Annotated in this window: 21 protein-coding genes; 6 read left to right on the top strand and 15 right to left on the bottom strand. The window is 66.7% G+C overall.

Annotation, left to right across the window (positions count from 1 at the left end; genetic code table 11):
- Nucleotides 1–16 precede the first annotated feature (16 nt).
- Nucleotides 17–850, bottom strand: coding sequence for an endonuclease/exonuclease/phosphatase family protein (locus FB548_RS01505; protein WP_142123006.1), 834 nt, complete (start codon nucleotides 848–850; stop codon nucleotides 17–19).
- Between the two features lie 136 nt (nucleotides 851–986).
- Here FB548_RS01505 and FB548_RS01500 point away from each other — a divergent pair, with 136 nt between their 5' ends.
- Entirely contained in the window at nucleotides 987–1,400 is a 414-nt protein-coding gene (locus tag FB548_RS01500) for a hypothetical protein (protein ID WP_142123005.1), read from the top strand.
- A 34-nt stretch (nucleotides 1,401–1,434) separates the two neighbouring features.
- Here the strand turns inward: FB548_RS01500 and FB548_RS01495 are convergent, their stop codons facing one another.
- Nucleotides 1,435–2,001, bottom strand: coding sequence for a type 1 glutamine amidotransferase domain-containing protein (locus tag FB548_RS01495; RefSeq protein WP_142123004.1), 567 nt, complete (start codon nucleotides 1,999–2,001; stop codon nucleotides 1,435–1,437).
- 134 nt (nucleotides 2,002–2,135) lie between these two features.
- Here FB548_RS01495 and FB548_RS01490 point away from each other — a divergent pair, with 134 nt between their 5' ends.
- Nucleotides 2,136–2,534: a hypothetical protein gene (locus FB548_RS01490; protein WP_142123003.1), complete on the top strand. Its 399-nt coding sequence runs from the start codon at nucleotides 2,136–2,138 to the stop codon at nucleotides 2,532–2,534.
- Between the two features lie 3 nt (nucleotides 2,535–2,537).
- Here the strand turns inward: FB548_RS01490 and FB548_RS01485 are convergent, their stop codons facing one another.
- The 6 genes from FB548_RS01485 to oleC form a co-directional block, all read right to left on the bottom strand.
- The gene (locus tag FB548_RS01485; RefSeq protein WP_142123002.1) at nucleotides 2,538–2,855 is read right to left on the bottom strand and encodes a hypothetical protein; all 318 of its coding nucleotides are present in this window, start codon (nucleotides 2,853–2,855) and stop codon (nucleotides 2,538–2,540) included.
- Nucleotide 2,856: 1 nt separating this feature from the next.
- Nucleotides 2,857–4,509 carry a ubiquinone biosynthesis regulatory protein kinase UbiB gene (gene ubiB / locus FB548_RS01480; RefSeq protein ID WP_142123001.1) on the bottom strand — a complete coding sequence of 551 codons (1,653 nt, stop codon included), beginning with the start codon at nucleotides 4,507–4,509 and terminating at the stop codon, nucleotides 2,857–2,859.
- Entirely contained in the window at nucleotides 4,506–5,147 is a 642-nt protein-coding gene (locus FB548_RS01475) for an SCP2 sterol-binding domain-containing protein (protein WP_142123000.1), read from the bottom strand. Before FB548_RS01475 ends, ubiB begins: the two co-directional genes overlap by 4 nt.
- Before the next feature lie 116 nt (nucleotides 5,148–5,263).
- A complete protein-coding gene (locus FB548_RS01470; protein ID WP_082563134.1) occupies nucleotides 5,264–5,422 on the bottom strand; it encodes a DUF1328 domain-containing protein in 159 nt (52 codons plus the stop codon).
- Between the two features lie 286 nt (nucleotides 5,423–5,708).
- Nucleotides 5,709–6,710: a 2-alkyl-3-oxoalkanoate reductase gene (gene oleD, locus FB548_RS01465; RefSeq protein WP_142122999.1), complete on the bottom strand. Its 1,002-nt coding sequence runs from the start codon at nucleotides 6,708–6,710 to the stop codon at nucleotides 5,709–5,711.
- On the bottom strand, nucleotides 6,707–8,350 hold the full coding sequence (gene oleC / locus FB548_RS01460) for an olefin beta-lactone synthetase (protein WP_142122998.1): 1,644 nt from the start codon (nucleotides 8,348–8,350) through the stop codon (nucleotides 6,707–6,709). The genes oleD and oleC overlap by 4 nt, the downstream gene beginning before the upstream one ends.
- Nucleotides 8,351–8,443: 93 nt before the next feature.
- On the opposite strand from oleC, the gene FB548_RS01455 reads away from it, so the two are divergent.
- Nucleotides 8,444–8,824: a YkgJ family cysteine cluster protein gene (locus FB548_RS01455; protein WP_142122997.1), complete on the top strand. Its 381-nt coding sequence runs from the start codon at nucleotides 8,444–8,446 to the stop codon at nucleotides 8,822–8,824.
- Between the two features lie 176 nt (nucleotides 8,825–9,000).
- Here the strand turns inward: FB548_RS01455 and FB548_RS01450 are convergent, their stop codons facing one another.
- The 4 genes from FB548_RS01450 to FB548_RS01435 all read right to left on the bottom strand — a co-directional run bounded on the left by FB548_RS01450 (nucleotide 9,001) and on the right by FB548_RS01435 (nucleotide 14,385).
- On the bottom strand, nucleotides 9,001–9,891 hold the full coding sequence (locus tag FB548_RS01450) for an alpha/beta fold hydrolase (protein WP_142122996.1): 891 nt from the start codon (nucleotides 9,889–9,891) through the stop codon (nucleotides 9,001–9,003).
- A gap of 67 nt (nucleotides 9,892–9,958) precedes the next feature.
- Nucleotides 9,959–10,975, bottom strand: coding sequence for a 3-oxoacyl-ACP synthase III (locus FB548_RS01445; protein WP_142122995.1), 1,017 nt, complete (start codon nucleotides 10,973–10,975; stop codon nucleotides 9,959–9,961).
- A 124-nt stretch (nucleotides 10,976–11,099) separates the two neighbouring features.
- Nucleotides 11,100–11,417 (bottom strand): DUF4156 domain-containing protein, encoded by a 318-nt coding sequence (locus FB548_RS01440; RefSeq protein ID WP_142122994.1) that lies wholly within the window; start codon nucleotides 11,415–11,417, stop codon nucleotides 11,100–11,102.
- A gap of 106 nt (nucleotides 11,418–11,523) precedes the next feature.
- The gene (locus tag FB548_RS01435) at nucleotides 11,524–14,385 is read right to left on the bottom strand and encodes a pitrilysin family protein (RefSeq protein ID WP_142122993.1); all 2,862 of its coding nucleotides are present in this window, start codon (nucleotides 14,383–14,385) and stop codon (nucleotides 11,524–11,526) included.
- Nucleotides 14,386–14,529: 144 nt separating this feature from the next.
- Here FB548_RS01435 and FB548_RS01430 point away from each other — a divergent pair, with 144 nt between their 5' ends.
- From FB548_RS01430 to trmL, 3 genes are all read left to right on the top strand, one after another.
- Complete coding sequence (locus tag FB548_RS01430; RefSeq protein ID WP_142122992.1) at nucleotides 14,530–15,234, top strand: SDR family oxidoreductase; 705 nt, start codon at nucleotides 14,530–14,532, stop codon at nucleotides 15,232–15,234.
- 399 nt (nucleotides 15,235–15,633) lie between these two features.
- Complete coding sequence (locus FB548_RS01425) at nucleotides 15,634–16,011, top strand: hypothetical protein (protein WP_142122991.1); 378 nt, start codon at nucleotides 15,634–15,636, stop codon at nucleotides 16,009–16,011.
- A 112-nt stretch (nucleotides 16,012–16,123) separates the two neighbouring features.
- Nucleotides 16,124–16,603, top strand: coding sequence for a tRNA (uridine(34)/cytosine(34)/5-carboxymethylaminomethyluridine(34)-2'-O)-methyltransferase TrmL (gene trmL / locus FB548_RS01420; RefSeq protein WP_142122990.1), 480 nt, complete (start codon nucleotides 16,124–16,126; stop codon nucleotides 16,601–16,603).
- A 191-nt stretch (nucleotides 16,604–16,794) separates the two neighbouring features.
- Here the strand turns inward: trmL and FB548_RS01415 are convergent, their stop codons facing one another.
- Genes FB548_RS01415 through FB548_RS01405 form a run of 3 tightly spaced genes read right to left on the bottom strand, consistent with a single transcriptional unit; the run spans nucleotide 16,795 to nucleotide 20,310 of the window.
- Entirely contained in the window at nucleotides 16,795–18,060 is a 1,266-nt protein-coding gene (locus FB548_RS01415) for an FAD-dependent oxidoreductase (RefSeq protein ID WP_185741930.1), read from the bottom strand.
- Nucleotides 18,057–18,755, bottom strand: coding sequence for a M15 family metallopeptidase (locus tag FB548_RS01410; RefSeq protein WP_255470271.1), 699 nt, complete (start codon nucleotides 18,753–18,755; stop codon nucleotides 18,057–18,059). The genes FB548_RS01415 and FB548_RS01410 overlap by 4 nt, the downstream gene beginning before the upstream one ends.
- Nucleotides 18,756–18,765: 10 nt before the next feature.
- Entirely contained in the window at nucleotides 18,766–20,310 is a 1,545-nt protein-coding gene (locus FB548_RS01405; RefSeq protein WP_142122987.1) for a serine hydrolase, read from the bottom strand.
- Nucleotides 20,311–20,327: the final 17 nt, after the last annotated feature.

Genomic DNA, 20,327 nt, shown 5'->3' with positions numbered 1-20,327 from the left:
AAGGGAGAGGCACGCGCTACGGCAGACGCAGCGTCATCACCAGCGGGAAGTGATCGGACGGATAGCGGTTGTTCCAGCGCGTAGTCACCGAGGTGATCGACTCCAGTTGCACGCCGCGGACTAGGATCCAGTCGATACGGCGGTCCGCCTTTCCGGTAAACCCGTGGAATGTGGCATCCATGCCCTCCACGCGCGGCGCCGTCGTCCACGCATCCTTCAGCGTGCGCGCCAGCACGGCATGCACTTCGCTGTCGGGCGTGGTGTTGAAATCGCCGGTCAGCACCACCGGCACACCGTCCGGCAGCGCAGCCAGGTGCCGCGCGATGGCATTTGCCCCTTTCACGCGCGCGGCCTCGTCCTGGTCGCGGTACGGCAGGTGCGTGTTGAACAGATAGAAACGCTTGCGATCGCTGCGGCGTTCGAACAGCGCCCAGGACACCATCCGGGGATGAGGGTGGTTCCAGGTGACGCTGCCAGGCACGTCGGGCGTGTCGGAGAGCCAGAAGTCGCCGGATTCGACCACCTTCAAGCGATCCCTGCGGTAGAACACACCCATGTGTTCGCCACCGCCATCGGCCTCGCGCCCACGTCCGAACCAGGCGTACTGCGGCAGCTCGCTCGCGAGGTAATCGGCCTGCGCCTTCACCAGTTCCTGCATGCCGATCACGTCCGGCGCCTCCTCGCGCAGCATGCGTACCGCCAGCGGCTTGCGCGTCTCCCAGTAATCCACGCCGTCGCTCTCCGCCGGCAGGCGGATGTTGAAGCTCATGATGGAGAGCTGATCGGTTGCGTGTGCCTGCATCGACGCGAGGCCCAGCAGGCTTGTCAATACCAGACTCCAACGACTCATGGGCGACTCCACGATGGCGGGACCACCATTGTCGCGCACGCGGCCATTGAACAGCGAAAGAACACAGGAGGGGCCTGTCTCCATCCACGACGTGGACTCATGCAAGACTGTCGTCGGAATCGGAAAAGGAAACTCCATGCCTGCGACAGCCCTGATCGTGATATTGGCCACTGCCACGCCGGGCCAGCCTCCACCGGCCGTGACCCTCACCGTAGACACGGGCACGCATGCGCATGCCGCGGATCCCGTTACTGCCTGCGTTGCCCGCCGCCTCAGATCTTTCGTCGGCCCCTACGGCGTACAGCAAGCGTGGCCGGTGATGGCGTCGCCACCCGCGGGGTTGCATCACACGTTGGGAACACCGCTCTCCGATACCGGCATGGTTGCGGACGGTTACCAACAGTTCCTCCATGTCGATACCGATGCACGTGCGGTCTACGTGATCGAACAAGGCGGCTTTGCCGGCACCTTCAAGGTGTATGGCCCATTGCCGCTATCGCAATGCGCGCCCAGCGACGATGCAACGGAAAGCCCGGCGTCGCCGCGCTGAGCGGCGACGCGATCTCCGGCTTGCGATCTCCGGCTTACGCTGAGCGCCGCTGCTCTTCATGCTTGCCCTCGGCGATCTCCTCCACCAGCTTGGCGCAAAACGCAGGCAGATCCTTCGGTGTGCGGCTGGTGACGAGGCCCTTGTCAACGATGACTTCTTCGTCTTTCCAGTTCGCACCTGCATTCTCCAAGTCCTTGCGGATGTTGGGCACCGAGGTGACGGTGCGCCCGCGAAGCACGTCGGCATTGGCCAGCACCCACGGGCCGTGGCAGATCGCGCCGACCGGTTTGCCGGCTTCGAAGAAGCCGCGGGTGAAGGCCAGCGCTTGGTCGTCCACGCGCAGGGCGTCCGGATTGAACAGTCCCCCGGGAATGACGAGCGCGTCGTAGTCCTTGGCGGAGACTTCGGACAGCACATGATCCACGTCCACCTGGTCGCCCTTGTCGAAGTGCTTGAAGCCCTGGATGCGTCCGCCATCGAGCGAGACGATGTCGACCTGCGCGTGGTGCGACTGCAGTACGCGCATCGGTTCGGTCAACTCGGATTGCTCGAAGCCGTCGGTGGCGAGGATGGCGACGCGTTTTCCCGTCAGGTGGCTCATGGAAAGGCTCCCGTATGAATGAAGTACCACGGTAGCGTGCGCCACGCGCACGACATGCGAAGGAATCGTTGCCATCGTGTCAACGTGCGTGGTCGATGTGCTCCAATGCCTCACCTGTTCATGGAAGTGCACTCATGCTCCGCCGCATGGTTGTCGTGTTACGCAGCGTGGCGGCGTGCGTCATGTCGCTCTACGCGTTGCCTCTGGTCAACCAGATCGGCGGTGAACTTGCAGCGGCGCTGCGCCTGCCTCCCGGCGGTGACGCGCGGTTGGCCTACGACCTGCTGTGGGTCGTCATGGCCGGCGTGGCCGGCAGCATGCTGATGGTCGGTGTGGCGGCAGTCGCGAAGACCGTGCACGCCTGGGTGTTCCTCGCGTTGTACCTGACCCTCGGCGTGGCCCTGGTCTGGCTCGCTTGGGAAGACTTCCCGCGCTGGTTCACCCCCGCCTGCCTGCTGACCTTGCCCGTGCAGGTGTGGCTGGGCTGGTGGTTGGCATGGGGAGGTCGGCGCGCCACGCGTGCGGATACGTGAGGCTCAGGACTGCGCTTCGTTCACATTCGATGCGTCGACGACAAAGCGGTAGACGCCCTCGTCCGTCTCGACGTGCCAGGGCGAGGTATCGACCTCCAGGCATCGACGGCCATCGCTATCCAAGTGCCCGAGCACGTGGCAGGCAATCCATCCATCGCAGGGAAACGCCTGGTTCGCATAACCAACGACCGGCATCTTCTCGATGCCTCGATGCCGACGCCCTGACGCCTCGTCGATATGGAACTCGATCCTGCCGGGAAATTCTTCGTCTGCGATTCCGGTGATGCTGATACGCAACCGCGCTTGCGCGAAGTCTTCCATATCAGCGCCGCGGCCACGCCGCAAGTAACGCCCACAGGCCACCGATGCCGGCAATCCATGCGGCGGCAGGCACGTCAAACAAACGTGGCCCGCCGGCTTCCAGCGCGTAGAGCACAGCGGCGATGATCAACAGCCCCACGCCAAGGATCGCGGCGACGACGCGGCGCTGCAGGCCCTTCATCGTCTGGGTCAGTTCGGTGAGGTCCTTGGAACGCATCGCCAGCTCGTGCCGGCCTTCCACCTGCTGGCTCAGCCATGCATGCACCAGGCGGGGCATGTCCGGCGCGTGGGTCATGATCTCGGGCAGGCGCTTGCGGAACTCCTGCGCGGCGCGCTGCGGGCTGTAGCGCTCCATCAGGATGCGTTCCAGCACCGGCCGCGCCACCGCCCAGATATCGATCTGCGGGTCCAGCTGCCGGCCCACGCCCTCGATGTTGAGCAGGGTCTTCTGCAGCAGGATCAACTGCGGCTGCAACGTCAGTTCGTAGCGCTGCGCGGTGCGGAACAGCTTGGCCAACACTTCGGCCAGCGAAATTTCGCTGAGTGGGCGGGTGAAATAGGGCTCGCACACCGCGCGCGCGGCGGCCTCCAGTTCGTCGATTCGGATGTGCGCCGGCATCCATCCCGCCTGCACGTGCAGTTCGGCGATGCGACGGTAGTCGCGGTTGAAGATCGCCATGAAGTTCTCGGCGAGCCAGTACTGGTCGTCGCGCGAGAGCTGGCCCATGATGCCGAAATCCAGCGCGATGAAGCGCGGATCGGTCTTCCGCTCCGGGTCCACCCAGATGTTGCCGGCGTGCGCGTCGGCGTGGAAGAAGTTGTCGCGGAACACCTGTTGGTAGAACACGCGCACGCCCTTGGCAGCGAGCGCTTTGCGGTCGATGCCGGCGGCGTCGAGCGCGACGATGTCGTCGGACGGGATCCCGCGCACGCGCTCCATGGTCATCGCGCGCTCGGCCGTGTGCGACCAGATCACCTCGGGCACGTACAGGTCGGGCGACTCGGCCCAGTTGCGCCGCAGCAGGCTGGCGTTGCCGGCCTCGCGCTGCAGGTCGAGCTCGGCCGCCAGCGTGTTCTCGATCTCGGCGACGATCTCGCGCGGGCGGATCTTGTCGGCGTTGGGGTGCGCGCGGTCGACGATGGCGGCGACACTCTCCAGCAGCGCGATGTCGCCGGCGATCTGCTTGCGGATATCGGGGCGCAGCACTTTCACTACCACTTCGCGCCCGCCGGGCAGCGCGGCCGCGTGCACCTGTGCGATGGACGCAGAGGCCAGCGGCGTGGTGTCGAACTGCTCGAAGGCTTCGATGATCGGACGCCCCAGCTCCTGTTCCACAAGCGCACGCGCGACGTCGCCATCGAACGGCGCGACGCGGTCCTGCAACAGCGTCAGTTCCTCGGCAATGTCGGGCGGAATCAGGTCACGACGGGTTGACAGGATCTGGCCGAACTTGACGAAGATCGGGCCCAGTTCCTGCAACGCCAGCCGCAAGCGAACGCCACGCGGCTGCGCGGCGATCTCGGCCGACGCGCGCGGGACGAAAGGGCGAGCCAGCTTCAGCCAGCGCTCGACTGGCGTGCCATCCAACAGGTCGTCAAGGCGATAGCGGAGCAGCACCCGACCGATGCGGCTGGCCCGCAATACCGACTTCATGCGCGATGCTCCACGCGTGCAGCGAGGCGGCCGATGCGCACGGCGATACGCTCGACATCGTCGCGGATCGCATCGACATCGTCATGGAAGGCATTGAGTTCCTCGCGGCCGACCACGTCGCGCGATTCCTCGGTGACATAGTCGGCTGCACTTTCGGCGAGATTGCCCGCCGCGATGCGGGCCTGTTGCAGGCCGGCACGCACGGCATTCGCCACCTGCACGCCAATCACGTCACCGAACACCCGGGCGAAGGGCAGCGACCAATCGGGATCGAAACGCGTGGCCAGCGTCTGCAGGCGACGGGCGAGGTCGGCATCGCCGGATACCTTGACCTTGCCGACCGGCGTAGCGTGGTCGCGACGGAAGAACGGCAGTTGTCCCAGCAGGCCGCCGAGCGTGCTGCGCACGGCGAGATCGGCTTCGATCACTTCGCTTGCGGGCCCCACCTGAAGCCGACCACCCCCGACCATGACATCCATCGCCAGAGGTGGTGCATCGACCACCAGTTGGATGCGGCGGCCTTCGAGAAGACGCAGCGCGGCCGAGGTGTCGGGATCCAGCGCGATCGCCTGGTTGAGCGCAGTTTCCAGCGCGCGACCAGCGAGGGGTTTCAAGGCATCGAACGGAGACAGGTCCATTCCGCCATTCTAGCGGCAAAGCCTGTACGCCCCGCCCGCCCGTGCGCCCGCATCGTGCGGGCTTCGGGCGGGCTCGACGGCGTCCTGCCGTCCCGGCGGAGAGAGACGGTGATGCGTCAGACGCGCTTGCCGCGCAGCAGCGAGATGATCGCCAGGATCACGAAAACGACGAACAGCACCCACGCGATGTTGGTGGCGGCACCCGCGATGCCGCTGAAACCCAGTACGGCGGCGATGAGGGCGATGACGAAGAAAATGATGGCGTAGCGCAGCATGGAAACTCCTTTGGGCTGTGGCCAGCGATGCAGCCGTTAGTGGCGTGCGTCATGCTGGAACGCGGGGAGTCACGGTTGCGTGAGTGTCGCTCTGCGCGATATGGACAGCCTTCAGCGTCGTGATTCGAGTGTGAAGGCCGGGCGGTCCGTGGGAGGAGCTTCAGCCCCGACCTCTCTCCCTTCAGAGTTGCCGTCGCCATCAGGTCCATCCACTCCCCTGCCGCACTGTGGCGCGCTCTTCGGCGCGTATGGGACAAGTTGTTCGAGGCGCAGGCTGAAGCCCCTCCTACAACGGATGCTCGCGCAGCCAGGCGCGCAGGTGCTCGAAGCCTTCCTCCATCGACACGCGCGGCACATAGCCGAAGTCGCGACGTGCGGGCGCCATGTCGTACCAGTGCGCCGTGCTCAGCTGTTCGGCGAGGAACCGCGTCATCGGCGGTTCGCCTTTCAACGGCAGCACCGTCCACAGCGTTTCGCACACCGCACCCACACGGTAAGCGGCCTTGAACGAGAGGTGCTTGTCCACGCGTGGCGCGCCGGCTGATTCCAGCAGCGCGTTGAGAAGCTTGCGCATCGGCCACGGCTCGCCATTGGAAATGAAGTAGGCCCTGCCCGCGCAGGCGGCGCCGGGGGCGAGATGATCGAAGGCATCGAAGTGCGCCTGTGCGGCGTTGTCGATGTAGGTGGTGTCGACATGGTTCTCGCCGCTGCCGACGACGCGCAGGCGACCAGCGCGCGCGCGCGACACCAGCCGCGGCAGGATCTGGTGGTCGCCCGGGCCCCAGATCAGGCGCGGCCGCAGCGCCACCGTCGCCAGCGACGTATCGTTCGCTGCGAGCACAGCCTTCTCGGCGATCGTCTTGGTGGTCGCGTACGGCGCCTTGAAGCCCTCGCCGTACGGCACGCTGTCGGCTGTGCCGCCCTCGACCGGATGGGTAGCGCGATGGGTCACGCTCGGCGTGGAGGTGTAGACCAGCCTGCCGATGCCGTGCGCCCGGCAGGCGTCGAGCACATTCTGCGTGCCGACCACGTTGGCATCGTGGTAACTCTTGTAGCTGCCCCAGGCGCCGGCCTTGGCCGCGTTGTGGAAGACCGCGTCGACGCCGTCGGCGGCATGCCGCACCGCGTGCGCGTCGGCGAGGTCGCCCTGCACCTGGCCCACGCCAAGTTCGCGCAGCACCGGGTAGTAGCCACGATTGAGGCTGATGACTTCGTAGCCGCGCTCGACCAGGCCACGACACAGCGCCTGGCCGAGGAATCCACCACCGCCGGTGACGAGGATCTTCATGCGTGGTGCTCCTTCTGCGTGGCGGCCCACACGGCCAGGGTCTCCCGGCCGATCTTGGCGTTGTGGCGGATATCGACGGGAAAACCCGGATGCGGCAGGAACGCACCGATGCGCGCGGTATGCGGATGGCGCGCGCCGATTTCGCGTAGCTCGCGTTCGATGCGCGCACGGTCGGCGACCACGCCGGGCATCACCTCGTAGCACAGCACCGGCCGCTGCCGGCCCGCCTCGCCCACGCCGACCAGTGCGGTGCGGCGCACCTGCGGATGCGTGTTGAACACGGGTTCGACCTGCTCCGTGTAGAGCGGGCCGTCGGCGGTTTCCACACGCTGCGTCTTGCGGCCGCAGAACCACAGACGACCCTCGCCATCGAACCAGCCCACGTCGCCCATGCGGTGCACGATGCGCTCGCCGCCGTCTGGCAGCAGTTCGCGGATCTTCGCCGCGCGCGTGGCGGCATCGCGATGGAAGTAGGTGTCGGTGGCCGTGGGCCCGGCGACGGTGATCTCGCCGACCTCACCATCGGGCAGCACCTCGACATCGTTCCAGCGCTCGATCGGCGCGTCGACGATGCGGATGATGCGGACCTCGTTCGGCGGCACGGCGCGACCGACGCAGGTGCCGGCACCGGCTTCCGTGTGCACGCGCGTGGCGTCCAGTTCACGGCCTTCGATGACGGCGACCGGCAGGCATTCGGTGGCCCCGTACGGCGTCCAGAACTGCGCGGTATCCGGCAGCAGCGTACGGATCTTCGCCACGACATCCGGCGGCACCGGCGCGCCGGCCGAGGTCACGCGCTGCACGCCGGGCAGCGGCGCGCCATGGTCGGCGAGCACCTTCATCAGCGCCGGCGAGCCGAACAACTGGGTGACGCCGAAACGCGCGATGGCCGCGTGCAGCTTGTTCGGATCGGCGCTGGCCGGGCGGGTGGGATCCATGTCCGGGATCACCGAGGTGAGCCCGAGCGCGGGATCGAACAGCGCGAATGGCGGGAACGTGGGCAGGTCCACGCCGCCCGGCTGCATGCCGAACGCATTGCGCAGCAGTTCGATCTGGGCGACGAAATGGCGGTGGCGGTAGACCACGCCCTTGGGCACTCCGGTGGAGCCGCTGGTGAACAGGATGCCGGCGACATCGTCGGGTGCGGTGGCGGCGAGCTGCGGGCCGGCGTTCGCGCCGCGCGCCTCGATCTTCGCCAGCGTGGTGCCGCCCCAGGCCCAGCGCGTGCCGACGGTGACGATCTTCTTCGCCGACCTCGCCCAGCGCAGCACGCAGCGCGCGGCCTGCGCCAGCGGGATGCCGATGAAGGCCTGCGGTTCGGCTTCGTCCAGGCACTGCTTCAGCGCGCGCCGGTCGATGCCGGGATCCACCAGCACCGGCACGGCGCCGGCCTTGAACAACGCGAACATCAGCAGGAAGAATTCCGGGGTGGGGCGCACCATCACCACGGTGCGGTCGCCGCGACCGATGCCATACGCACCCAAGCCCGCGGCGATGGCGTCGCTGCGCGCGTCCAGCTGGGCATAGGTGAGTTCGCGGGTGTAGCGTCCGGCGGCGTCGGGACAGCGCATGGCCACGCGGTCGGGCTGCTCGCGGGCCAGCCGGGGCAGGCTGGCGGCGATGTTGCACGGATCGGTCATGCCGTCATTGTCGCCGCTGGACGGTACTTGCGTCAGCCGCCCGGGTTGGCAGAATGCGCGTCCCGCCCGCGCACCGCCGCCAGCCAAGCCCCGATGCATCCCTGCCTGACCTGCGGCGCCTGCTGCGCCCACTTCCGCGTCAGCTTCCACTGGAGCGAGGCGGATCCCGACCAGGGCGGCGTGGTACCGATCGAACTGACCGAACCGCTGCGGGTGCACGAGCGGGTGATGCGGGGCACCTCGCAGAAGCATCCGCACTGCGTGGCGCTGGATGCCGACATCGGCCGCTACAGCCGCTGCACGATCCACGACCGGCGACCGTCGGTGTGCGCGCTGGTGCCGGCGTCACTGGAGTTCGGCGAGCGCAGCGCGCAGTGCGACAAGGCGCGGCTGGCGCATGGTCTGCCACTGCTGGAGGAGGCGGACTGGGTGGGCGTGATTGACGCCGACAGGAACCCGCTGCCGGAGTTCTGACCCTTCTCCCCTTGCGGGAGAGGGTGACGCGCAGCGCCGGATGAGGGGACGCGAGCGCAAGCGAGCCGCTTGAACGCCCACCAGACAAAGCAACAGCAGAAGCGCCCCTCATCCGCCTTCGGCACCTTCTCCCCGCTGGCGCAGGGAGAAGGGATCAGCTCCGTGGGGAGAAGGGATCAATCGAGCGGATGACGATCCAGGAAGTCGCGGATCAGCGGCACCAGGATCTCGTGCTTGTCTTCCAGCACGTAATGGCCGGCGTCCTCGTACGCATGCACCTCCGCGTTCGGCAGCGCGGCACGGAAGCCGTCGAGGAAGTGCCTGTCGAACACGAAATCCTTCAGACCCCAGCCCAGGAACGCGGGCCGGTCGGCGAACGACGGCAGCGCTTTGCCAGCGGCTTCGAGCAGCGGCCACGCCTTGTCCTGCGGACCGAGCGGGATGTCCTGCATGAAGCGGATCGTCGAAATGCGGTTGGCCCAGGTGTCGTACGGCGACACGTAGGCGCGGCGTACATCGGCCGGCATGCGCCGCTCGACACCGATCCAGGACGCACCCGCAGAGAATGCATTGAAGCCGCGGATGATCCACTCGCCGATTGTCCAGTCGCGACCCAACCCGATCTGCCACGGCATCGCCTTCGCCGCCGGCATCGGGAATGCAGCGGTGTTGGTGACCACCAGGCGCTTCACCTGCGTGGCGTGCGACAGCGCCCAGCCGAAGCCGATCATGCCGCCCCAGTCGTGCACGGCCAGCGTCACCGGGCCGGTGATGCCCAGGTGCTGCAGCAGCGCGGCGACGTCGTCCACGCGCGACTGCAGGGTGTAGTCGTAGCGGCTGTCGTCGGGTTTGTCGGACAGGCCCATGCCGATGTGGTCGGGCACGATGCAGCGGTACTTGTCGGACAGCCCCGCCACCAGCGTGCGCCAGTAATAGCTCCACGACGGATTGCCGTGCAGCATCACCACCACCTCGCCGTCGCGCGGGCCTTCATCAAGGTAGTTCATCGACAGGCCCGGACGGACCTCGAAGCGCTTCGGATGGGAGGGATAGCCGGGAAGGTTCATCGCGCGTCGCCGCCGTCAAAGAAAAGGGCCGGCGAACCGGCCCCTGGAATGCGAATGCCGGGTGGGATTACCACTCCACCTCGGCCATCGTGCAGTTCAGGCCCGAGCCGATGCCGAGCAGGGCGATGCGGTCGCCCTTCTTCAGCTTGCCCAGCTCCTTCAGCTTGCTCAGCACGATCGGAACGCTGGCCGGGCCGATGTTGCCGTGCTCGGTGAAGATGGTCATGACCTTCTTCGGGTCGATGCCGAACGACTTCACGAACGCCTGGGTATGTGGGCGGCTGACCTGATGAATGACGAACTGGTCCAGTTCGTCCACGGCCCAGCCGAGCGCGATCTTGGCGGCGGCGAAGGTCTTGGTGGCCAGCTTCATGCCTTCGATCAGCAGCATGCGGGTGTCAGTGACCATGCGGTCCAGGTTGCCGCGGCAGAGCTTGTTCCACTCGGTCGCCGAGCGGGTCACGCCGCCCTTGTAACGCGGGGCATCCGGCGCCAGCTCGCGGCGCGTCATCACCATCGCCACGGCACCGCAGCCCAAGGTCAGGGCCGCCAGCTCATCACGGAACTGCTGTTCGGTCACGTCCGGCGCATTGAGGCGTTCGATGGTCTTGTCGTAGACCAGGTTGGCGGTCTCGCCATCGACGACGAGCGCGTAGTCGATCTCGCCGCGTTCCAGCATGCGGGCGGCGATGTCCATGCCATTGATGAAGGCCAGACACGCATTGGTCACATCGAAGGTCTGGCAATGGTCGCTGACGCCCAGGTTGCCGCAGACGATGCTGGCAGTGGACGGCTCAAGGTAGTCGCGGCTGACCGAGGTGTTGACCACCAGGCCGATCTTGTCGGCGCCGATGCCGGCGTCGAGCAAGGCCTTCCGTGCCGCCAGCGTGGCTGCGTCGGAGGCCTGCACATCGTCGTCCCACAGCCGACGGGCGTGCACGCCGGCGACGTCGTTCAACACGTCGGTCTTGATGCCCAGTCGGTCGAGCGTGGGCTGGAGGCGGGCGTTGATCTCGTCGGACGTCAGCGTGTGCGGCGCATCGATATGCGCCAGTCCCGCGATGGAGACATTCTTGAAGAGCATCGAGGTTAGCGCCAAGGCTCAGGCAGAGGGGGCCGACAAGGGTACTCACTTCCCGCCTTCACCGCATCTTTACGCAGGATCGCCCTGGACGCGCCTCAGCTTAAAATGTGACGCACGTCACATTTCATCGACCGCAGCGGAACGCGGCGAAACGCTGCTCGCCGTTGGCCGGATCGCCCAGGGGTTGCAGGGTGTCGGCCTGAAGGCCCGGCGCCTCGTTACGGGCCAGGGTTTCCAGCTCGTCACGCACGCGCAGGGCGTTGCGTTCATAGAACGCCACGCTGTCCTTGACCGATACCGATACCTCACCGCGCTTCTCGCAGCCGGCGGGAACGGCGCCCGCGCCGACCACGCGGACATCCCGGGCAGTGGGTGCCAGGTGCACCCAGGTGCAGGCGGACAGCAGCACGGTGGAAGCGGCGGCAAGAAGGGCGAGTCGCATCGAAGTCACCTTGAAGTGTGAGTCGCGGCCATTCTGGCCCACGCGGGATGAATCGCTCCGGGCACGTGCACCGCTCCCCGCGCGGAGGAGCGGTGCCTTCCGGGCCTTACGGCTTCGGTTTACCGTCGGCACCCAGTTCCACCGCCTCGCCCAGCTGCAGCGCGCGGACCGATTCCCCGACCTTGGACAGGTCACCCACCACCACCCAGGTCAGTGCGGACGTCGACAGGGTGGACGCCGCCTTGGCGACATCGGCCGCGCCGATCGCTTCGTTGCGGGCCTTGTACTGGACGATGTAGTCGTCGGGCCGGCCATAACGCTGGTTGGTGGCGATCTGTCCGAGCACGGCGGACGCGGTTTCGTACGCGCCCGGCAGTTCCAGCGTGTTGGCCGCGCGAATCTTGGTGATCTCGTCCGGCTTGGCAGGGGCCTGGCCACTGGCGAACTGGCTGATCTCCTTCTGCAGCTCCTTCATCGAATCGGCGGTGCGGTCGCTCTGCACGGCGGCGCTGGCCCACCAGGGACGCTGGCCGAGCGCATTGCGGGCACCGCTGTAAGAGCCATAGGCCCAGTGCTTGTCCTCGCGCAGGTTCATGTTGAGGCGGGAGCTGAACTGCCCGCCCAGCACGCCGTTGGCGAAATCGAAGTCGATGGTGCCGGCATCGCCGGTAGGCGGCACCAGCTGGGCCGCGTAGACGTTGGACTGGATGGCACCCGGCTGGTCGATCAGGAACACGCGCGGCTTGGTGGCGTTGGTCACCTTCGGCACGGCCGCCAGCTTCGGTGCGTTCGGTGCGGCCTTCCAGTCGCCCAGACGGGCTTCCAGCAACGGCACGATCTGCGCCAGCGTGGTGTCACCGACCACGGTGATGCGGGCCTGGTCCGGCTGCAGCCAGTCACGATGGAAGGCAACCAGGTCGTCGCGGGTCAGCGAGGCGATCGATGCCTCCGTGCCCGAGCCGGTGAACGGGATGGCATATGGATGGCCGGTGCCATACAGCAGCGGCGGCAACGTGCGCAGCGCGGCGGTCTGCGGACGCGCCTTCTCCTGCTTGATGCCGGCGATCCAGGTGGCGCGCACGCGCTCGATCTCGGCCGGGGCGAAGGTCGGGCGACGCAGCACGTCAGCGAGCAGGTCCAGCGACGGGTCCAGCTTTTCGGTCAGTGCCGACAGGCCCACCGACGCACTGTCCAGGCCAGCGCCCGTGGTCAGTTCCGCGCCAAGCGCCTCCTTGCGTGCAGCGAAGTCCAGCGCGCCGTACTCGCCCGCGCCTTCGTCCATCATCTGCAGCGCGAAGCTGGCGGTGCCCAGCTTCTTGCCGACATCGGCGGCGTAACCGCCGGGGAACTCGACACTGATCTGCACCACCGGCGTTTCATGCCGCTCGGCCAGCGCGACCTGCATGCCGTTGGACAGGGTGGCGCGCTGCACGGCCGGGAATTTCAGGTCCGGGAAAGTCGCGGTCTTAGGCACGCCCTGGCTGCGGTCCACGTCGGTCTTCACCGTCTTGAACTTCGGGTCGACCTTGGGCGTGGCGGCCGGCTGCGTGGCGGGCGCGGCGAACACAGTCTCCGGCAGGGCCGAGGCGGGCGTCTCGCTGGGCTGCACGAGGATGGTATGCGAGGCCCCCGTCAGCCATTTCCTGGCCACGGCCTGCACTTCCGCCGGCGTGGCGTTGGCGAGGATGTCCAAGTCTTCCTTGTAGCAATCCGGCGTGCCCTGGTAGACGGCGCACGAGGCCAGCACGTCGGACTTGCCGCCGAAACCGCCGATGCGCTCGATGCCGCGCACGAACGCCGCGCGTCCGGAGACCTTGGCGCGCTCCAGTTCCTCGGCCGTCGGGCCCTGGGTGACCAGACGCTTGAGTTCCTCGTCCAGGGCCTGTTCGACCTTGGCCGGCTCCACGCCTTCCTTCACGGTGGACATGAGGAAGAACGTGCTGCTGATCTCGCTGCTCCACTGGAAGGCACTGGCCTGGTCGGCGATCTTGTCGCCGTGCACCAGGCGGGTGTCGAAGCGCGAGGCCGCGCTGCCGCCCAGCACCTGCGCGAACAGGTCCAGCAGGGTGGCGTCCTTCGTGCCCATTTCCGCCACCGGCCAGGCGCGGTAGACGCGCACTTGCGGCACGCGGTCGGGAATCGTCTCGCGGGTGTCCTTAGCGTGCTTGGGGATGTTGGTTTTCATGTCCGCCAGTGTGGCGCTGGCCGGGATGTCGCCGAAGTAACGGGTCACCTTCTCCTTGGCGGTGGCCACGTCGATGTCGCCGGCCAGCACCAGCACGGCGTTGTTGGGGCCGTACCAGCTGCGGAACCAGGTCTTCACGTCGTCCAGCGTGGCGGCGTCCAGGTCGGCCATGGAGCCGATGGTCTGCCAGCTGTAGGGATGCCCGGCCGGGTACAGCGCCTCGAACATGCGCGCGAAGATGCGGCGGCCATAGGGCTGGTTCTCGCCTTGGCGCTTCTCGTTCTGCACCACGCCGCGCTGCTCGTCGAGCGCCTTCTGGTCGATCGCGCCCAGCAGGTGGCCCATGCGGTCGGATTCCATCCACAACGCCATGTCCACGGCAGTGGTGGGCACGTTCTGGAAATAGTTGGTGCGGTCCTGGTTGGTGGTGCCGTTCTGGTCGGTGGCGCCGACCAACTCGAACGGGGTGAAGAACTCGCCGTCATGGTTCTCGCTGCCCTGGAACATCAGGTGCTCGAACAGGTGCGCGAAGCCGGTGCGGCCCGGGGTCTCGTTCTTGCTGCCCACGTGGTACCAGACATTCACCGCCACGATCGGCGCCTTGCGGTCGGTGTGCACGATCACGCGCAGGCCGTTCGGCAGGGTGAACTCTTCATAAGGAATCACGACGTCTGCGCCCGCCGGCTTCGCATGCGTCGACGCCGGCGCGTAGGCCAGTCCCCCGAGCGCGGCGGACAGGGCGATGGCGAGCAGGGCGGCGCGGGGCCGGCGGGAAAGGTGCATCGGACACTCCTTTGAATACTGAATGGGCCTGGAGAACCCCGATGCTAACCGCCGCCCGCGGTCATTACACTAGGCCACAAGCCATGACGAATGGCCCATCCGCCGCCTCGCCGCGGCCCGCCAATCCTGTTGTGCGGAGGTGCCATGGACCGCAAGCACTGCCTGGTGACCGGGGCCAACCGAGGCCTGGGCCTGGAACTTGTCCGGCAGCTGCTGGCCCGCCACTGCCACGTCATCGCGACCTGCCGGCAGCCCGGCAAGGCCACTGCGCTCAACAGCCTGGCGGGCGAGTACCCCGGCCGCCTGCATGTGCTGCCGCTCGACGTTGCCGACGCCCGCAGCCGCAACCAGCTGCTCCACGAGGTGTCGCTGGTCACCGATGAAGAACCCCTGCACCTGCTGGTGAACAATGCCGGCGTGCTGCGCGGCTGCGAGCGTTTCGGCCACGTGACCGCTGCCGATCTCGATGCCAGCTTCCATACCAACGCCGCCGGCCCGTTCCTGCTGGTGCAGACGCTGGCCGCACGCCTGGCCGAGGGCGGCGTGGTGGCCAATATTTCGTCCGAGGTCGGATCGATCGGCCTTCGACAGGAATTCCGCACCCCGAGCTATGCCATCGGCAAGGCCGCGCAGAACATGACCACCTCGCTGCTGTCGCAGGCCCTGGCCGCACGCGGCATCACGGTCGTCGCCCTGCATCCGGGCTGGGTCCGTACCGACATGGGGGGCGACAACGCCGCGCTGTCAGTGCAGGAATCCGCCGCAGGGCTGCTCCACGTGATCGACCACCTCGGAGCAGAGGACAGCGGCCGCTTCCTCGACTGGCAGGGCGCTTCGCTGCCCTGGTAAAGCTGAATGCCGGCTGCGCCGGCGCCAGTGGACCGCAACGGTTCGTGGTTGAACGGCATCCAAACCAGAACACACCGCATTGACCGGGATCGGGCCGAAGCGGCGTGTTCGCAGTCACAACGCACACCCTGGCGCGTCTTGTTGCATGCAGGACGGACACCTGGGCGGACATGCACTCGGACACCGGACACGCAGGACAGAAGCCAAAAGCCTATTGGATCAACAACTTGCGATTGGCACGGTTTCTGCTTTACCCATAACAAGCCTTCCGCTGTCCGACCTCAACCTGACTGAATCCTGAATCAACTCACCAAAACGAACGGTTTTGCTTGCCCTGTCCGTCTAGGTGTACTACCTTACTACCACACCACACAACAACATCACTACAGAGGCATGACAATGAACACCAAGAACCTCCTCCCGCTGACCGCTGCCGCCGTGTTCGCCCTGTGCGCCGGGTCCATGGTCGTTTCCGCCACCCACGCCGACAACAACGGCAACACCGCCGAAGCCACCCACATCGTCAACCTGCCCGCCGTCACGGTGAAACCCGATGCGGCCGACCTGGCCCACTACCTGACCTACAAGGACACCAAGATCGTCGACCTGGCCACGATCACCGTGAAGCCCAGCGCTGAAGACCTGGCCCACTTCGTTGCCCAGCAGGCAGTGCGCGTGGTCGATATGCCGGTGGTCACCGTCCGTCCGTCCGCCGAAGACATGCAGCAGATCGCGGTACAGGCGGGTGTGCTGGCCGGCCAGCTGGCTTCGCGCTGATACGCAGGCAACACTCCCGTTCCACCTGCGTTTCCACGCAAGCCGGCAGCCGCCGGAGTTCCACCGCACCACATGCCCGTGAGGCCATGCAGCGCCGCGTAGAATGCGCGCCATGATCGACACTCTGGACATCGATGTCCTGCTGTACCAGCCGGAAATTCCCCCGAATACCGGCAACGTCATCCGCCTCTGCGCGAACACCGGCGCGCGGCTGCACCTGATCGAACCGCTCGGGTTCGCATTGGAAGACAAGCAGCTCAAGCGCGCCGGCCTGGACTACCACGAATACGCCACGTTGCAGGTCCACGCTTCGCTGGAAGCGGCCCTGCAGCGGATTCGGCCCACGCGTCTGTTCGCACTGAGCACCCGCGGCGCCCTCCGTTACGACCAGCCCGCCTATCAGCCCGGCGATGCGTTCCTGTTCGGCCCCGAGACCCGCGGCCTGCCGCAGGACCTGCTGGACGACCTGCCCGAACGGCAGCGCCTGCGCCTGCCGATGCGCCCCGACAACCGCAGCCTCAACCTGTCCAACACGGTCGCCGTCGTCGTGTTCGAGGCATGGCGACAAGCGGGGTTTGGCGGCGGCGCGTAGTCGCTTCTTTTGCTTATGTCGGAGCGACGTCAGTCGCGACCGCGAACCGGAAGACATTCAGACATGGGCCGGGTAATGGATGCGCAAACAGAAGGCGCACCGGCCGGGCACTCCGGTCCTGATCCAATGACTCGACATTCAGCCCGTGCGGTCGCGACTCACGTCGCTCCTACAGAAAGCAGAAGCAAAACTCAGCCGAACCGTGCCAGCCCGTAGGGCGTCATCGGAATCTCGGTCGCTTCGCCCGCCATCATCTGATCGAGCAGCCGCCCCGTGATCGGACCCTGCGTCAGGCCGAGATGGCCATGCCCGGTGGCGACGAAGATGTCCTCGCCCGGCACCCGATCGATGATCGGCAGCGAATCCGGCGTACATGGCCGATTGCCCGCCCATTCCGATACCGGTTCGGCCGTAATGCCCGGGAACAGCTTCCGTGCCTCCGGGTCGAGCCGGCGGATCAGGTGGTAATGCGGGTCTCGGCCCAGTGCCGTCAACTCCTTGATGCTGGTCATGCGGATGCCGGACTGCATGGGCGACACCACCATGTAGCGCTCCGCCCACAGTGTGGGCCGACGCACGATGACATCCTTCTGCGGATACATCAGGTGATATCCCCGTGCGGGAATCACCGGGATCTTCACCCCGAACGGACGCAGCAGGGCGTTGCTCCAGGCACCCGCGGCCACCACCACGCGGCCGGCATGCACCGCACCATGATCGGTGTCGAGGCGATAGCCGCCGTCCTGGCGCAGGATCGCCGAGACGCTGGCGATCAGCGGCGTCGCGCCACGCGCGCTCAGGTGATTGAAGAGGCGGCGGCAGAAGTCGCCGGGATCGCGCATCGCCAGCGATTCGCGCTGGAAGACCGCCCGCTGGAAGGCCGTGCCGATGCCGGGTTCGAGCTCGCGCAGCTGGCCGGCGTCCAGGACGTCGAATGCCACGCCCCGGTCACGCATCAGGCCACGTTCCCATTCGCCCTTCGCGAAGCTGGCTTCCTCGCTGTAGACGTGCAGGTAGCCGGTGTGCGCGATGAGGTCCTGTGCGCGGATCCGCTCACCGAGTTCGAGCCACGCCGAGCGCGAGGCGGTATTGATCGCACTCAACGCATCGATGATCGGCAGCACGTGCTCCATCCTGCCCTGGTCGAGGAACTGCAGCAGCCAGCGCGCGTAACTAGGGCTGACGCCCCAATCGAGCTTCAATGGCGCCAACGGATTGGCGAGCATCCGCAGCGCCTTCATGACGATGCCGGGCGTGGACTGCGGCATCACGTTGCCGACGGAGATGGAGCCCGCATTGCCGAACGATGTTTCGCCAGCCGGCCCCTTCGCATCGATCAGCGTGCACGACAGTCCGCGATCGAGGAGGTGGTGGGCCGTCGACAGGCCGACAATGCCGCTGCCGATCACCGCGACATCGGTGGTCCGCGGTGGCGTGGAGGAAGGGGAAGCACTCATCGGATCGGGACGTCGTATGCGGTCTTGGGGGAGGGTTCGGGGCGGAAGGTGAAGTGCCACCATTCCATCGGATAATTATGGAACCCATGCCGCGCCATCGCCTGCAGCAATTGGTCGCGGTTGCGTCGCTGCTCGTCGTCCAGTTGCGGATGCGCGGTATTGGCGCGCGGATCGAAGAAGTCGAACGGCGTACCCATGTCCAGTTCCGTACACGCGTCGCCGCTGCAGCGCACGAGCGTCAGATCCAGCGTCGCGCCCCGGCTGTGCCCGGAGGTTTCGGCAATGTAGCCATCCAGCAGATGCGCCTTGTCCAGGTTCGGGTAATACGCCGCTTTGGTGCGCTGGTCGGCGGAGTCACGTGCCCAGGCGACGAAGTGCTTCACCGCGCGTACCGGGCGATAGCAGTCGAACACCTTCAGCGACAAGCCTTCGCGCTGCACGTCCTGCTGCACGCGGGCGAGCGCCCGTGCGACCGGTGCCAGCAGCAGGCACTTGGGCGCCTCGTAACCGGCGACCGGCGCGCCCACGAAATTGTCCTTGCCTGCATAGCGGATTTCCTGCTGCAGACCGGGCACGACCGTCGCCGCATCGACCAGGTCAGCCTGCGCCGCTTCCTGCGCCGTGGACACCTGCACGCCCGGCGCGGAAGCGCAGGCGCCGAGCAACGGAAGCGTACTCAACAGGAGCAGCACCATGCCTCGCACGTCAGCGGCAAGCCTGCGTGCGGTGGAAATCGAGATCGGCATAGTCGTAGCTGAAGTCTGCTTCGGGGTCGACGTGCGACAGTTTAAGTCCGGCATCGCTGCCGGCCTGGGCTGGGGTGAAGTGGAGCCAAGGCTCGGCATCCACGCTGTCTTCATCCCAATCCACCAGCCAGCGCTCGTCCACCCGCATCACGGTACCCGTGAGCATGGGCGAGCGCGCCGCGGAAAAGCGCACGCGGTCGCCTGTCGCACACAAGGTCACCTCACCGAACCATGGGTCGCGGTAATGTCCCATCCACGGCGCCATCGCGCGCACCGTTGCGCGCGTGCGATGCCCCGTGTCGGGCTTGGGCCTGGTGGCCCGCTCACCGGTGCGCTCCTTGTCCAGCAGCGCCGCATAGTGCGCGACGGTGGGCGATGTCCCTGGCGCGGTGAAATGCTTGGTGAGCACCTGTCCCAGCACCGTCCGCGCGGCCTCGCCTTCGCCATTGATCAGGATGACGATGCCGGTGCGCTGGTCCGGCAGCAGGATCACCGACGAATACATGCCCGCCAGCGTTCCGGTATGCGCGACCTTCCAGATCCCATCGACATCGGACAGGCGCCAGCCGTAGCCGTAAGCGGAGAAATGGCTGTTGTCCCAGGCACGCATGCGCGCGTTCACCGGCATCGGCATGTGCGCGGTCCACACGGCCTTGCGCTGCGCGGGCGACAACCACGCCGGGGTGCGCTCCGGTGACAGCCACATATCCATCCACACCAGCATGTCGTCGAGGCTGCAGCGGATGCCGCCGGCCGCCATCGAGGTGAGATCCGGCACCACCTCGGCGTCTTCGCGGATGACGCGATTGCCCTGCGCGGTGCGCATGTGCGGTTGCGCCACGTTGCCGACCTGCGCACGGTTCCACTCGCCCACCTGGCACCGGCGCATGCCGAGCGGCTGGAACAGCTCCCGCTTCAGCAGTTCTTCGTAAGGGGCGCCGCCCGCCGCGGCCGCGACCTCTCCGGCGACGACGTAGAGCAGGTTGTCGTAAGCGTAGTTGGCGCGGAAGCTGTGCGTCGGCTTCAGGTGCGCCAAACCGGCGATGATGTCCGCGCGAGTGAACTGGTTGGGCTCCGGCCACAGCATCAGGTCGCCCGCACCCAAGCCCAGGCCGCTGTTGTGGATCAGCAGGTCGCGCACCTGCATCTGTTGCGTGACCCACGGGTCGTGCATGCGGAACTGCGGCAGGTACTTCGTGACCGGGTCGTCCCACTTCAGCTTGCCCGCGTCGACCAGGCGCGCCAGCACGCCGGCCGTCATGGCCTTGCTGTTGGAGGCGATCTTGAACAGCGTGTCATTGTCGATCTTCTCACCGCCGCCAGCGCGTACCTCGCCCAGCGTGCGCGTGTAGACGATCTCGCCGTCTTCGATGACCCCTACCGCCAAGCCAGGCAACCGGTAGTGCTCGAAAGTCTGCTCCACTGCCGCATCGAAGGTTTCGTTGCCGGGCGCGGCATGCACGAGCGGCGCGACCAGGGCGAGACAGACGAGGAGATGTTTCATGGCGTGACTCAGGACTC

It is taken from the genome of Pseudoxanthomonas sp. 3HH-4, from assembly GCF_006716465.1.
GTDB lineage: Bacteria > Pseudomonadota > Gammaproteobacteria > Xanthomonadales > Xanthomonadaceae > Pseudoxanthomonas_A.
Note: the sequence above shows the minus strand (reverse complement) of the source record. Positions and strands in the feature narration are given on the sequence as shown.